This is a genomic window from Paenibacillus taiwanensis DSM 18679 (assembly GCF_000425125.1).
Taxonomy (GTDB): domain Bacteria; phylum Bacillota; class Bacilli; order Paenibacillales; family Paenibacillaceae; genus Paenibacillus_B; species Paenibacillus_B taiwanensis.
Genome location: NZ_KE384307.1, coordinates 663083 through 676678 on the forward strand (window position 1 = coordinate 663083; position 13596 = coordinate 676678).

13 protein-coding genes are annotated in these 13596 nt (G+C 44.4%); 10 read left to right on the plus strand and 3 right to left on the minus strand.

Annotation, left to right across the window (positions count from 1 at the left end; genetic code table 11):
* The first annotated feature begins 104 nt into the window (after positions 1-104).
* From H509_RS0116955 to H509_RS25715, 4 genes are all read left to right on the plus strand, one after another.
* Positions 105-1694 (plus strand): ATP-binding protein, encoded by a 1590-nt coding sequence (locus tag H509_RS0116955; RefSeq protein WP_028546132.1) that lies wholly within the window; start codon positions 105-107, stop codon positions 1692-1694.
* Positions 1695-1712: 18 nt separating this feature from the next.
* Entirely contained in the window at positions 1713-2399 is a 687-nt protein-coding gene (locus H509_RS0116960; protein ID WP_028546133.1) for a response regulator, read from the plus strand.
* Between the two features lie 214 nt (positions 2400-2613).
* On the plus strand, positions 2614-2988 hold the full coding sequence (locus H509_RS0116965) for a DUF423 domain-containing protein (protein ID WP_028546134.1): 375 nt from the start codon (positions 2614-2616) through the stop codon (positions 2986-2988).
* Positions 2989-3029: 41 nt separating this feature from the next.
* On the plus strand, positions 3030-4997 hold the full coding sequence (locus tag H509_RS25715) for a putative bifunctional diguanylate cyclase/phosphodiesterase (RefSeq protein ID WP_245596122.1): 1968 nt from the start codon (positions 3030-3032) through the stop codon (positions 4995-4997).
* Between the two features lie 126 nt (positions 4998-5123).
* Here the strand turns inward: H509_RS25715 and H509_RS0116975 are convergent, their stop codons facing one another.
* The gene (locus H509_RS0116975; protein ID WP_051287297.1) at positions 5124-5723 is read right to left on the minus strand and encodes a hypothetical protein; all 600 of its coding nucleotides are present in this window, start codon (positions 5721-5723) and stop codon (positions 5124-5126) included.
* A gap of 182 nt (positions 5724-5905) precedes the next feature.
* On the opposite strand from H509_RS0116975, the gene H509_RS0116980 reads away from it, so the two are divergent.
* Entirely contained in the window at positions 5906-6208 is a 303-nt protein-coding gene (locus tag H509_RS0116980; protein WP_028546136.1) for a YunC family protein, read from the plus strand.
* A 38-nt stretch (positions 6209-6246) separates the two neighbouring features.
* On the opposite strand, the gene mtnA is transcribed toward H509_RS0116980, so the two are convergent.
* Positions 6247-7368, minus strand: coding sequence for an S-methyl-5-thioribose-1-phosphate isomerase (gene mtnA, locus H509_RS25720; protein WP_036697672.1), 1122 nt, complete (start codon positions 7366-7368; stop codon positions 6247-6249).
* Entirely contained in the window at positions 7365-8606 is a 1242-nt protein-coding gene (gene mtnK, locus H509_RS0116990) for an S-methyl-5-thioribose kinase (RefSeq protein WP_028546137.1), read from the minus strand. Before mtnK ends, mtnA begins: the two co-directional genes overlap by 4 nt.
* A 348-nt stretch (positions 8607-8954) precedes the next feature.
* On the opposite strand from mtnK, the gene H509_RS0116995 reads away from it, so the two are divergent.
* The 5 genes from H509_RS0116995 (at position 8955) to sufU (ending at position 13588) form a co-directional block, all read left to right on the plus strand.
* Positions 8955-9395 carry a Dps family protein gene (locus H509_RS0116995; RefSeq protein WP_028546138.1) on the plus strand — a complete coding sequence of 147 codons (441 nt, stop codon included), beginning with the start codon at positions 8955-8957 and terminating at the stop codon, positions 9393-9395.
* A gap of 428 nt (positions 9396-9823) precedes the next feature.
* A complete protein-coding gene (gene sufC / locus H509_RS0117000) occupies positions 9824-10606 on the plus strand; it encodes a Fe-S cluster assembly ATPase SufC (RefSeq protein WP_028546139.1) in 783 nt (260 codons plus the stop codon).
* A 36-nt stretch (positions 10607-10642) separates the two neighbouring features.
* Complete coding sequence (gene sufD, locus H509_RS0117005; RefSeq protein WP_028546140.1) at positions 10643-11956, plus strand: Fe-S cluster assembly protein SufD; 1314 nt, start codon at positions 10643-10645, stop codon at positions 11954-11956.
* Positions 11953-13179 (plus strand): cysteine desulfurase, encoded by a 1227-nt coding sequence (locus H509_RS0117010; protein ID WP_028546141.1) that lies wholly within the window; start codon positions 11953-11955, stop codon positions 13177-13179. Before sufD ends, H509_RS0117010 begins: the two co-directional genes overlap by 4 nt.
* Entirely contained in the window at positions 13166-13588 is a 423-nt protein-coding gene (sufU, locus tag H509_RS0117015; RefSeq protein ID WP_028546142.1) for a Fe-S cluster assembly sulfur transfer protein SufU, read from the plus strand. The genes H509_RS0117010 and sufU overlap by 14 nt, the downstream gene beginning before the upstream one ends.
* The last annotated feature ends 8 nt before the right edge of the window (positions 13589-13596 follow it).

The window sequence follows — 13596 nt, forward strand, 5'->3', positions numbered from 1 at the left end:
AAGTTCACACAATTAACTGATTCACAAAAAAGTCACAAATGATATAGTAATAGTAGAGCACGCCGAAATTTGTAGCTTGCTTGGTTTACGGAAGGAAGATTAGAATGCGCTTACAAACAAAGTTGATGCTGCTTATTTGCTCCTTGCTTATTATCGTCATCGTTGCTCTCACGGGAACCTTTCATCATTTATGGACTACCTCACTTAAAAATAAGATCGGAACAGAAGCTATTCATTTGGCGAAGACGATAGCGAGTCTGCATGACATTCGCCAAGCTTTTGATTCCGACAATCCTACCGCAATCGTACTTCCAATAGTCGAACGTATACGAATGGAGACAGGGGCACAATTTATCGTCGTTGGGGATCGGCAAGGGATACGCGTCGCGCACCCTCTTGCGGACCGGATTGGGAAACCTATGGTTGGTGGTGATAATGAAGCCGTGTTTCAAGGGAAATCCATAATATCGGATGCTTGGGGGAGCATGGGGCGATCATTACGCGGCAAAGTTCCGATATACGATATGGATCATAAGCTTGTTGGTGTAGTATCCGTCGGTTTCCTTATGGAGGAAATATCGCAAGAAGCCGTAGCCTATCAAACTTACATGGTTATTTTAGCGCTGCTTGCTATTTTTCTTGGCGGTTTAGGCTCTATTTACATAACGAGAAATGTGAAGAGGTCTATTCATGGCTTGGAGCCTGCTGCGATTGGACGACTTTACCGCGAGAAAGAAACGTTAATCGAATCTATTAAAGAAGGCATTATTGCGGTAAATGAGACAGGGCAAATTACGACAATTAATCAGGCCGCTTTTGAGCTTATGGGGCTGCGTGAACGGCAATTGATCGGTGCACATATATACGAGTTGTTTCCACAGACTTGCTTAATGCAAGTTATCCAATCGGGACATGCGCAGTACAACGTGGATATGAAGATTGCCGACAAGGTGCTAGTTGCCAATCGTGTGCCAATTGTAGATGAACATAATCAAGTAATAGGAGCCGTATCCAGCTTCAGAAGCAAATCAGATCTGTATGCTCTTACAGAGCAATTATCTCAACTGCGTAATTATGCAGACGGTTTAAGAGCGCAGACACATGAATATTCAAACAAGCTGCATCTCATTGCGGGCCTTATTCAGCTGGAATCTTATCAAGAGGCGCTGGATGTCATTTCGAAGGAGTCAGATATTCATGAAAGCTTTACACAATTTATGATGAGAGAACTGCCAGATCCGATAATTGGAGGATTATTAATTGGCAAATTTAATCGCGCACATGAAATGGGTGTAAATCTGGTTATGGACCCTGCAAGCTGTTTTAAGGATGTTCCGGCGCAGATTGATCGTTTTAAACTGGTGACCATTATAGGCAACTTGTTAGATAACGCACTTGAAGCGGTGCTTCAGAACGAGTGTGAGGATAAGCTCGTACATGTGATGATTACCGATTGGGGCCAGGAAGTTATGATTGAAATCGAAGATAACGGGGTAGGGATTCCGAACGACGTAGGAGAACACATATATCGATTAGGTTTTACGACAAAGGCAGGAGAACATCGAGGGTTTGGCCTAATATTGGTAAAGCAGGCGGTGGAAGAGTTACGGGGGATACTTATGTATCATGCGAGAGAAGATGCACAAGGCACAGTGTTTACTGTTATTATTCCGAAAATGAACGATACTGGCTAATGATGCGGGGGGATCTGCTTGATTCGAGTGTTGATTATTGAAGACGATGTTCGAATTGCTGAAATTAATCGGCGATTGGTGGAAAAAGTAGCTGGTTACACTGTGGTCGGTATTGCTACGGATGAGAAGCAGGCGAAGGAGCAGCTTCACTTTTTGAGGCCTGATCTTGTGCTGCTTGACATTTATTTTCCCGACATGTCGGGACTTGACTTTCTTCGCTACTTGAAGCAAAGCGAACGTAGTATTGACGTCATTATGATTACAGCAGCTAAAGATATGAAATCTGTACGTGCATCCATTCAAAATGGTGTATTTGACTTTATTATGAAACCGGTCATTTATGAACGAATGCTTGAAACGCTTCAGAAGTATAAGCAATTTCAGCACGATATGCAGATGCTGAGTCAATGCAATAGCAATGTGAGCCAACAGCAGATTGATGCTTTGATGCGCGGCAGAATAGAGCTGACGATGAAAGAGTCTTATTATCCAAAAGGAATCGACAAGCTTACTTTGGATAAGGTATTAACATATGTGCGAATTTTAGACGAAGGCTTGTCTGCCGAGCGATTGGGGCAAAACATTGGCATTAGTCGATCTACGGCTAGGAGGTATTTGGAATATTTGGTGTCAGAAGGGGCGTTGCGGGCTGATGTGCAATATGGATCGGTGGGACGTCCCGAAAGAATGTATCACATCATTTAATAGGAAACAGTGGGAAACGCAACCTAAAATTATGCGGTTATTTACTGTATTGACGTAATATAGCAGCATTTGTAAATTGAATGTTGAGTTATTATGAATTAAGGACGGAAATCAGGAATAACATATGGTAAAGCGAAGTCAGTTCATAGTAAGATAGAATCGTAAAAACAGGATACAAAATGTAGTCGAAATAGATGCTGGAGGAGCTAACATCATGTTACGACGCTATGTTGTGTTGGGCAGTATAAATGCTGGATTATCCGTAGCATTGGGGGCTTTTGGTGCACATATGCTGAAATCCTTATTGACCCCCGAAAGAATGGCAACATGGGAGACCGCTGTTCAGTATCACATGTTTCATGCGCTTGCCCTGCTATTGATTGCCATATTGGCTGATCGTTTGAATAGTCCGACGAAGTTATTATGGGCTGCAAGACTTATCTGGATTGGAATGATTGTGTTCTCGGGGAGTTTGTACATTCTTTGTTTATCAGGTGTAGGGGTTTTAGGTGCGATCACACCGATTGGTGGAGTAGCATTTATTGCCGGCTGGGTGATGCTCGCATTAGCTGCGCGACGTTCTTCCTAATGGATTAGAAGAACGATTACGATGCCGGAAGGAAGATGAGTTTGATAGCCAAGGATGGACAGCGTACTCAGAAGCCGCAACGGAATGCGGCTATACATAAATCAAATGCGTGGTCGATAGCACTCACAGGTATCGTAGCCATACTTTGCCTCGTAATATGGCAGTTGACGGGAATGTTATCAGTTTTAATGGTTGGAGTATTGACCCTGTCAGTAGTATTTTGCCTGATTCAGTTCATACGCGGCAGAACTTGGAATACGACAGCAGAAGCTAATGCGGAGCAGGATCATATTTCATCCGAAAGAAGATATTCGTCTGCGCACACGGCTTCTTATGATTATTTATCGTGGAACCTTTTATATGAACAATTGCCGATGTCGGCTGTTTTGACACGTGCTGATGGTGTTATTGTGACGATAAACAAAGCGTTTCGGGACCATATTGGATTATCCTTTAATTATAACGGTTTAACTTGGGCCGAGCTGCTGGAGGATCGGTATCTCTCGCCTTTGATGGATGCGATTAACAACGTATCTTCTGAGCGCATAGATATGCAATTGGAGCTGACTGCTTATCATAAGGAGGGTGTTCGTCAAGATTGGCTGGCGAGACTCGTACCTTGTCCCGTTGGATTCAGCACTCAGAATGATTATGTAATCGTTTATTTGCAGGACACGAATTCGAATCGCCATATGGCAGAAAAGATTCATTATATGTCTTATTACGACGATATGACAGGTTTGCCGAACCGACGTATGTTTATGCAGCGTCTGGAAGAGTCAGCCCGCATGAATACAACCGTACCTACGTCACTGGCTGTTGTATATATGGATTTGGATCGTTTCAAGCGTATAAATGATACTTTTGGTTCTGATTTTGGCGACATGCTGCTTATGCTGATTGCGGAACGGCTGTTACGAGTAATGACTGAGAACGATATGCTTGCTCGAATGGAAGGCGATGAATTTGCTTGCTTTATGACGCATGTCGCGTCCCCAGCAGAAGCAGCTGAGCGTGTAGAGGCGCTAATGAGTGCGATGGAGGAGCCGTTTGTCCTGAATGAAGTTCCTGTGCATGTGACAATGAGTGTCGGCGTGTTCCTAAGCGGTGCAAATGGAGCAACGCTGGATAGTGCGGTCATGATGGTAAAGCAAGCAGATACAGCCTTGTCCAGAGTGAAAGAGAAGGGGAAAAATGGTTATTTGTTCTATGCGCCCGAGATGAACAATCGCCCGCTTGAGCGGCTGACGTTAGAACACGAAATGAGAAAAGCGTTGTCTGAAGGTCAGTTTCAGCTTTACTATCAGCCACAAGTAGATATGCGATCGAAGCGGATTGTAGGGGTAGAGGCACTTGTTCGCTGGATGCACCCTGAACGTGGCGTAATATCCCCAGGAGAATTTATTCCGTTGGCTGAGGAAAATGGGTTTATTGTTGCACTCGGTGAATGGGTATTGGCTGAGGCTTGTTATCAGAATAAACGATGGCAGACTGAAGGATTGCCGCATATCCCAGTGTCTGTGAACTTGTCTGTGCGTCAGTTCGAGCAGCACAACTTGACCAAAACAGTAGAGAAAGTGTTAGCCTTTACCGGCTTGTTGCCGCGATATCTTGATCTGGAAATTACGGAAAGTATGACGCTTGATGTGTCCCGAGCTACTCATGTGCTTAACGAATTAAAGGAAATGGGAGTAGGCATTAGCATTGATGACTTTGGAACGGGTTATAGCTCGCTCCACTATTTAAAAAATTTCCCTATTCAGCGACTGAAAATAGATCGCTCATTCGTACGAGACTTGCAGCAGGACCCGAATGATGCGGCAATCGTATCCGCAATTATTGCATTAGGACATACGATGAATATGCAGGTCATTGCTGAGGGCGTGGAAAATTCAGATCAACTGCAATTTTTACAAGACCATGCTTGTGACGAAATTCAAGGTTATTTCTTTAGTCCGCCGTTGCCAGTTGAATCTTTTGAAGTTATGCTGCGCAAACAAATTGCATAATAGTACCTGAAACGATAAAATGACTCCTATACGTACCAAACAAACAAATAAAGCCGTAGTTCAGCAATGCGCTGAGCTGCGGCTTTGTTCATATCCAGCATACAAGTAGGGTAATCGCGAGGCAGGTTATGTTGTCATTTCTTCAATTTCGTACAAATGAAATGCATAAACCTGCTTCTCATCAACGTGGTATACATTGAGCAACTGAGAAGAAGAATCGTAATTTAAAATACGACAAGGTAAGCTCATTTTGATTCCTTTGCCTTTGTTAATCGATAAACGGGTTAACGTCTGATGCTGAATATATTGTTCGATCTGCTTCTCGATGACCAAAGTTGGACCGGTTGACGATGGTGCAGATGTATTGGATTTATTCGTGGCAGCCTGTCCTTGTTGTGATGCTGCGTTAGCTGCTACAGTACTTGGCTGAGCAGTGGGCTGCTGCTTGTTGCCGTTGACGTTAGCTTGGGCGGATTGACGCGACGCTAATACGGAACCAAAGGGGGTTGTTGCAGTATGTGCTTGCTTCTGCATAGCTTCCAAGAGTTGCAGCATGGAGCCTAGCTGGGAGCCGGATTGTACACGCAGATCCAATACATCAGGATCATGTTGCAACAACCGAAGAATCTTTTCTAACGCTGCAGCGTTGGAATTGCTTTCAATTAGGATATCGAGACTGAATTTGTATGCAGACCGATTCATGTTGTTATTGTTAAGCATAGTCATTTAATCCCCCACCTAGTCATTATACCTATTTAAGTATCATTATATTATGACTCATCGCGCAATAATAGTAGTTCTAAAGGACTATTTATTAAAAATAGAAATAAATGCTTAAAAACGGCGTGCACTCTACATACGAGGCGGCATAAAATGATACGGCAATCTTATGTGAGGGGGGATGACACTTGGTTCATATCGTTCCTATTCAGATCGGAAATTATACGGTCACTGGAGTGGAAGTTCAGTTGCCCAAAACGACGCTGCTCTCCATTTCAACTAGTCGTGGTTATATTATGTGCGGTGCTTTGGACGTAACGTTGTTAAATGAGCGTTTGAAGGATCGTCAAATTATAGCGGGTAGGGCAGTTGGTGTGCGCACACTTGAACAATTGCTAGAAGCACCACTTGAATCCGTCACATTAGAAGCTGAGCAGTTGGGTATACATGCTGGAATGCGCGGGAAAGAAGCACTGCTTCGCATGATGTAGCAACAGGCTGCCCGATCGGGCAGCCTGCAAAGTTTACATCAATCGGCATGTGGTAAAGAGGATCGCTTCATAATGTCGTGAAGCGAGGTTATATAATCAGGTTTTACGATACCGTGCTCCGTAATAATCGCGGTCACATACTCATTTGGTGTTACATCAAATGCCGGATTGTACACCTTAATGTTCTCAGGCGCAGTGCGTGAGCCAAATGCTTCAGTAATTTCGCGTTCATGCCGCTCCTCAATCGGAATTAGCTCACCAGAAGCGGTACCGAGATCGATTGTAGAGGTCGGACAAGCAACGTAGAAAGGAATTCCGTGAGCCTTGGCCAGAACAGCGAGGCCGTAAGTGCCGATTTTATTTGCTACATCGCCGTTAGCTGCAACACGATCCGTACCGACGATTACGGCCTGAACCCAGCCTTTCTGCATAATCATGGCGGCCATATTGTCACAGATCAAAGTGACATCGATGCCGGCCTGCTGGAGTTCAAATGCCGTCAGGCGTGCACCTTGTAGTACCGGCCTAGTCTCGTCTGCAAACACTTTTAATTGGATGCCACGCTCCTGAGCCAAGTACATCGGTGCTAGTGCGGTACCATACTTGGCAGTTGCAAGTCCACCCGCATTACAGTGCGTAAGCACGCCCATGCCGTCATGAAATAAAGTAAGAGCATGCTCGCCGATTCGACGGCATACTTCCTCATCCTCCTGATGGATCGATATCGCTTCTTGGAGCAATTTTTTATTTAGCTCATCCACATCTGTAATGCCGGACGCCCTTAATTGTGAGGCATGGTTACGCATGCGGTCCAATGCCCAAAACAAATTTACGGCTGTAGGCCGCGATGTGGCCAAGTAGTCTGCATGTGTTTTCACGCTTGTCAACCACTCAAGTGGGCTTGCTGCCTTGTCATGAAGCGCGCCGAGTACAACGCCATACGCTGCTGCGATGCCAATCGCAGGTGCACCACGAACGACCATATCATGGATAGCATGCCACACCTGACTTACTTCGGTTAGCTGTTCCATCACAATTTGAGTTGGCAGAAGCCGTTGATCAAGTAGTTCTAACACTCCATCTTCTGTCCAGCGGACAGATACAAGTGGTTCATAACGTTGCTTGGTTTGGTTGACTGTAAGATCCTGTTGGCTGCTCATGATACATGTACTCCTTTAAATGCTTGATACGCAACATCAATGAATTCATCGATGGAAGTGATGCTGCGGTTAGCTGTAACCAATGCCTTGCCGATAGAAAGTGCGATACGCTGAGCGCGTTCTTTTGTAGCTGGATCCGCAATTGTGTCAATGTCAGCTACATGTGCCAAGCCAACAATTCGGCGAATCATTTTACAGCCGGAATATCCTGCTGTGTCTCGTAATACTTCAAGTAAGTAGTGATCTTGATACCCAGCTACCTTGGACAGGCGATCAACGCCATGTTGGTTCCAAAGCGAGCGGAACTTAACATCAAATAAATTCCAAATGTCACGAATCGTCGTCAGCAAATATTCCCGATAATGCTCGCGCTTCATTTCATCTTGAATCCAGAATTGCTGCCCAGCTGCGTTTAATAACAGATTGCCGATAACGGCGCCGATATCAAAGCCCATTGGACCGTAGTAAGCAAACTCAGGATCAATTACTTTAGTGGATTGCGGCGTAATAAAGATGCTGCCCGTATGTAAATCGCCATGTAGCAACGCTTGTGCTTGTGACAAAAACTTTTGTCGTAACAGCATGACCTCGAACTGAAGCGCTTGGTCGCTGCATAATGCGGCATGCTCGTCCAATATAGCTGTATCTATATTATTATTACTTGAATTTGTAAAGGGATCATCAAAAATAAGATCTTCGGTAATTTTACATAACTCTGGGTTAATAAATTGTTCAACTTGCCTTTTCTTCAACTGCTGATTCATACCAAGATCGGAGGTGTAAAACAGCGTGTGTGCAAGAAACTCCGAAATATGCTCTGCAAACAACGGATATTGTGTGCCAGCGATAAGACCTTGACGCATAATGACATGATCACTTAGGTCTTCCATCACAGTCATCGCCATATCAGCATGAAATAAATAGACTTGCGGCACAAGATGTGGGACCAACTTTCCTTGCAAGAGTAGCGCTTCGCTTTCAATCCGTGCACGATCTATCGTCAGCGGCCAAGATTCCCCTACAACCTTTGCATAAGGAAGAGCTTGCTTGATAATAATACTTTTGTTAAGGTCTTCGGTTGCATGTATGGCTTGAATTCGAAACACTAGATTTAAATTGCCGTCACCGATCTCTTCGCATTGCAGTTCAGTATCAGGGGTGAAAAATCCCTCAAGGCTCCGCGCCACTTCGATTGCGTCTTCAATGGACAAGGGATGGTAAGTTGTAGCTTTTATCATAGGCGGAAAGACACCTCCCGAGTTACAATATTCCTTCAATAGAAGGTTTTACATGTTATATGCTTGCGGAATAGTATAAAGTATTTTTTTGCCTATTTAAATACTAAATTTGCAAGTTGTGTTTCATGGGACGCGGGCAGGGTAAGTATGGATAGGAGCTAACTGGCGAAATAAGCTGTAACGGTGCCAGCGGCGACCTATCAGGTGAATTTGGAAGTGTAAAATATTACTACATAATGAGGCTCTGGAATCACTTGATTAAAATTAATTATTAGATTAGAATAATTATCAACAAGAAGTTATTAAATTTAATTTCACTACCCATTTTATCTATAGGAGGCTATTCACATGGCTAAAGAAAATGTTCAGAAATTGTTAAATCAAGAGGTAGCAAATTTGAATGTGTTGTACGTAAAGCTTCACAATTATCACTGGTTTGTTAAAGGACATTTGTTCTTTACTCTGCATGAGAAGTTTGAAGAACTCTATAACGATGTTACGTTGAAGATGGATGAAGTAGCAGAACGTCTGTTGACCATTGGCGGCAAGCCTTATGCAACAATGAAACAATATTTGGAGCATACAACGTTGGAAGAAGGAGATAGTACTATTCCGGCTGACAAGATGGTTAAGCAGCTGATTGCTGATTTTAATCAATTAAATAAAGAGTTTGAAGAAGCGATGGCTGCTGCGGAAGAAGCAGGGGACGAGGCGACAAGTGATATGTTCTTGGGCATGAAGTCCGACTTTGAAAAGCATGTGTGGATGCTGAATGCTTACATGGGTTAATTTTGTTCACAGCTTTTGCTCGCAGCACACTAGTACAACTTGCTTTGGAAGTAATAAATAAGGCCGATCCATATACTCGAAAAAGAGACGACATTAGCAAGCGCATCCGCTCCAGGATGCGCTTTTGTTTCGAGAAGTTAAAATTTTAACGTTTTCGAAATAAATAATATTTATTTTGGAAAGAGATTGGAAATGCCGAAAACGTGATAATACTGGTGTTATACGGGCTATTATAGGGGAGTGTGGTTGAAATGGTAAGTTGAAACCATTAAAATCATATTGAGAATCATTGAGAATCACTTTATAATAACTATAATGTGATAAATTTTATAGAAATCACGTAGGGCTGTTTTTTTAGAACTGCATATTCACTTCAAGTTATTTATAAGCACCTATTAAAACGATGAACATTTGGAGGTACAGCACACATGGCAACTCAATTCGTCATTGATGGTCTGAAGGCGACCATTGAAGGAAAAGAAATTTTAAAAGGAATCAACTTGGAAATGAAGGGTGGCGAGGTTCACGCGATCATGGGACCAAACGGTACTGGTAAAAGTACACTTGCGTCTGCATTGATGGGCCATCCTAAGTATGAAGTGACAGATGGTGCTGTTTCCCTTGACGGGGAAGACGTACTTGAAATGGAAGTAGACGAGCGCGCACGTGCAGGTCTGTTCCTTGCTATGCAATATCCAAGTGAAATTGCGGGTGTTACGAACTCTGATTTCTTGCGTAGTGCGATTAATGCACGTCGTGGTGAAGGTAACGAGATTTCCCTTATCAAGTTTATTCGCCAAATGGAAAGCAAGATGAAAGAATTGGACATGAACGATGAGTTTGCACATCGTTACCTGAATGAAGGCTTCTCCGGTGGTGAGAAGAAGCGTAATGAGATTTTGCAAATGATGATGATTGAGCCTAAAATTGTTATTCTCGATGAGATCGACTCCGGTCTGGACATTGATGCGTTGAAAATTGTAGCAAATGGCGTAAATGCAATGCGCAGCGAAGATCGTGGCTTCTTGATTATTACGCACTACCAACGTCTGTTGAACTACATTAAACCAGATTTCGTCCATGTGATGATGCAGGGTCGTATCGTTAAATCCGGCGGACCAGAGCTTGCACAGCGTCTGGAAGCAGAGGGTTACGATTGGGTAAAAGAAGAGCTTGGCATTACAGACGAAACTGTTGGTCATGACGAGTAGTCGTAACGATCGATAGACAGGAGGAGCGATAGACCGATGAGTACCGAAACTGTAGTACCTGTAGACCGCGAAGCGGTCGCTGCTCTTTCCCGCAGCAAACAAGAACCTGCTTGGTTAGCGGAGCAGCGTTTGCAAGCACTGGACAAAGCAGCTACACTTGACAATCCTAAGCTAGAGAAAACAAAAATAGATCGCTGGAACATTTCTGAATACGGCAAAGCTGCTAATGTGCAAGTAGTAGCCAATCTTTCAGAAGTACCTGCTGCGGCACGTACGATTTTGCAGGGCGAGCATAATGCTGACCCAAGCAGTGTGCTGGTTCAGGTCAATTCCGGTGTTATATATACAACTTTGCAAGAGGAGTTAAAGCAGCAAGGGGTTATTTTCACAGATCTGGAGACAGCTGCTCGTGAGCATGAAGAGCTTGTTAAGCCTTATTTGATGCAAGCTGTTCAAGCAGATGAGCACCGTGTTGCTGCTTTGCATGCGGCTGTGTGGAATGGCGGAGCTTTCTTGTATGTACCAAAAAACGTTGAGGTTGATATTCCACTGCAAGCGTTGTTCTATCATCAGGATGCAAATACGACATTTGCACCGCATGTATTGATTGTTGCTGATACGAATAGCCGTGTGAACTACGTAGATAACTATATTTCAGATGAGCATAATACACCGTCCATTCATAATGGTGTTGTCGAAATATTTGTTAAAGCTGGAGCGAAAGTAACGTATGCTTCCATCCATCATCTGTCTGAAGCGACAGCCGATATTTCTTTCCGTCGTGCTATCGTGGAAAATGACGGGGAGATCGAGTGGATTGTTGGTGAAATGCACAACGGCAATGCCGTATCGGAAACGACTTCAATCTTGAAGGGGAATGGCGCAAATTCGGATGCGAAGCTGATTTGCATCGGTAATGGCGAGCAGAAGCTGAACATTACTACGAAAGCTGTTCACTTTGGCAAAAGTACAAACAGCCAGATGATCACTCGCGCAGTGATGCGTGAAGCGGCTACGTCGATCATTAACGGCATTACGAAGATCGAGAAAGGTGCGACTAAGGCGGACGGTCAACAGACAGAGCGTGTATTGATGCTTAGCCCTAAAGCACGTGGAGATGCGAACCCGATTCTCTTGATCGATGAAGATGATGTCACAGCAGGACACGCAGCTTCTGCGGGTCAAGTTAATCAGGAACAAGTTTACTACATGATGTCACGCGGAATCTCCCGTTCCGATGCTGAGAACTTGATCATTCGCGGCTTCTTGGCGCCAGTCGTATCAGATATTCCTAACGAGCAGCTACAGCAGCTACTCAAGCGTTACATTGAAAGGAAGTTAGGACAATGATTGGACGCGAACTTCGTGAGCAGTTTCCGATTTTAAATCAGAACGTCAACGGATACCCGCTAGTATATCTGGATAGCGCAGCTACATCACAGAAGCCACACCGTGTGATTGAGGCGGTTAAGAAATATTACGAATGGGACAATTCTAACGTACATCGCGGCGTGCATACCCTTGGTTCACGTGCGACGGACGCTTACGAAGGTGCGCGTGAGAAAGTTGCGCGCTTCCTCCATGCGAAGAGCCCAGAGGAAATCGTTTTTACACGCGGCACAACTACGGCGTTAAATCTGGTAGCTAGCTCTTATGCACGCGCAGTGTGCAAAGAGGGAGACGAGATCGTAATTACGCCAATGGAGCATCACAGCAATTTGATCCCTTGGCAGCAAGCGGCTAAAGCAACTGGTGCGACACTTAAATATATTCCGCTGCAAGACGACGGAACGATTTCACTCGCAGATGTAGAGGCAACGATTACGGATCGTACGAAGGTCGTATCCGTGATGTACGTCTCCAATGTGCTTGGCTTAGTCAATCCAATTAAGGAAATTGGCGAGATTGCACACCGTCACGGTGCCGTTATGGTCGTAGACGGGGCACAAAGCTCACCGCATATGAAAGTGGATGTACAGGATTTGAACTGCGACTTTTATACTTTGTCCGGTCATAAGATGTGTGGTCCTACTGGAATTGGCGCTTTGTACGGCAAGAAAGCTCTGCTGAATCAGATGGAGCCCATCGAATACGGCGGCGAGATGATCGACTTTGTTGATTTGTATGAATCAACATGGAAGGATGCTCCATGGCGCTTTGAAGGTGGAACGCCTATCATTGCAGGTGCAGTTGGCCTCGGCGCAGCAATTGATTTTCTGCTGGAAATCGGAATGGACACGATTCATGAACATGAGCGTAAGTTGGCAGCATATGCATATGATAAGTTATCGATGATAGATGGCATCACGATCTTTGGTCCTGAGCAGGACCGTGTAGGGTTGGTGACGTTTAATCTGGATGATATCCATCCGCATGATGTAGCTACTGTTCTGGATGCTAAAGGTATCGCTATTCGAGCAGGGCATCATTGCTGCCAGCCGTTGATGAGATGGCTGGAAGTGAGCGCAACAGCTAGAGCGAGCTTCTATTTATACAACACAGAGCATGACATTGACCAGCTTGTGAAGGCGTTGCTGGAGACAAAGGAGTATTTTAGCGATGCAATTGGATGATTTGTACCGCCGTGTTATTATGGATCACTATAAGAAGCCGCGGAATCGGGGTACATTTGAAGCCGATGCGGTGACGATAGACCTGAATAATCCAACCTGTGGAGATCGTATCTCGTTGCAGCTAAAGGTTGAAGACGGCATTGTACAAGATGCTCGCTATACTGGAGAGGGCTGCTCGATCAGCATGTCCAGTGCTTCGATGATGACGGACGCAGTGAAGGGTATGAAGCTGGAGCAGGCGTTGGAGTTTGCAGATCGATTCTCTGCAATGGTTAAGGGTGAAGATGTAACATTTGATGAATATGAAGATATTGAGGCGTTGTCGGGCGTATGCAAGTTTCCGGCACGTATCAAGTGTGCGACGTTGGCTTGGAATGCGTTGCGAAAAGGAATTGAAGAGCCTAAATAGGCTTTGAG

Bases quoted from the DNA above. Each gene is read 5' to 3' on its own strand.
- H509_RS0116955 (WP_028546132.1), top strand. From the start codon at position 105: ATGCGCTTACAAACAAAGTTGATGCTGCTTATTTGCTCCTTGCTTATT.
- H509_RS0116965 (WP_028546134.1), top strand. From the start codon at position 2,614: ATGTTACGACGCTATGTTGTGTTGGGCAGTATAAATGCTGGATTATCC.
- H509_RS0116975 (WP_051287297.1), bottom strand. From the start codon at position 5,723: ATGACTATGCTTAACAATAACAACATGAATCGGTCTGCATACAAATTC.
- mtnA (WP_036697672.1), bottom strand. From the start codon at position 7,368: ATGAGCAGCCAACAGGATCTTACAGTCAACCAAACCAAGCAACGTTAT.
- mtnK (WP_028546137.1), bottom strand. From the start codon at position 8,606: ATGATAAAAGCTACAACTTACCATCCCTTGTCCATTGAAGACGCAATC.
- H509_RS0116995 (WP_028546138.1), top strand. From the start codon at position 8,955: ATGGCTAAAGAAAATGTTCAGAAATTGTTAAATCAAGAGGTAGCAAAT.
- sufC (WP_028546139.1), top strand. From the start codon at position 9,824: ATGGCAACTCAATTCGTCATTGATGGTCTGAAGGCGACCATTGAAGGA.
- sufD (WP_028546140.1), top strand. From the start codon at position 10,643: ATGAGTACCGAAACTGTAGTACCTGTAGACCGCGAAGCGGTCGCTGCT.
- H509_RS0117010 (WP_028546141.1), top strand. From the start codon at position 11,953: ATGATTGGACGCGAACTTCGTGAGCAGTTTCCGATTTTAAATCAGAAC.
- sufU (WP_028546142.1), top strand. From the start codon at position 13,166: ATGCAATTGGATGATTTGTACCGCCGTGTTATTATGGATCACTATAAG.